The following is a 345-nucleotide window of genomic DNA, read 5'->3' on the forward strand; positions in this document are numbered from 1 at the left end:
CAGTTACTGATTCGTAACGCTTAGCCTTGTCGTTGTTAGCACGAGTAGTACCGTCTTCCTTGTAGTAGTAAGCGTTGTGCATAATAGTCTTGGTTTGGCTGTCAACAGTAGTCTTCTTACCGTTTGGAACTGAAACAGTTACAGGTAATGAAGCAGTCTTGCCGTTAACATTTGACTTAGCATTCAAAGTTACAGTGAAGGTATCAGGTGCTTCAAAGTTACCAGCATTGTCAACAGTAATGTGTTGGTTCTTAAGTTCAGCCTTAACAGCTTCTGCATAAGTAGTAATATTTACTGGATTGTACTTATTGTCACTGTATTGAACTGCGTTGTATTGGTCTTCCA

General features: G+C 39.7%; 1 pseudogene. It reads right to left on the reverse strand.

What is annotated here, in order from left to right:
- A pseudogene (locus CP367_RS10635) lies at positions 1 to 345 on the reverse strand (SLAP domain-containing protein); the annotation flags it as partial.

Origin of the sequence: Lactobacillus sp. UMNPBX16, from assembly GCF_002553775.1 — a bacterium.
Taxonomy (GTDB): domain Bacteria; phylum Bacillota; class Bacilli; order Lactobacillales; family Lactobacillaceae; genus Lactobacillus; species Lactobacillus crispatus.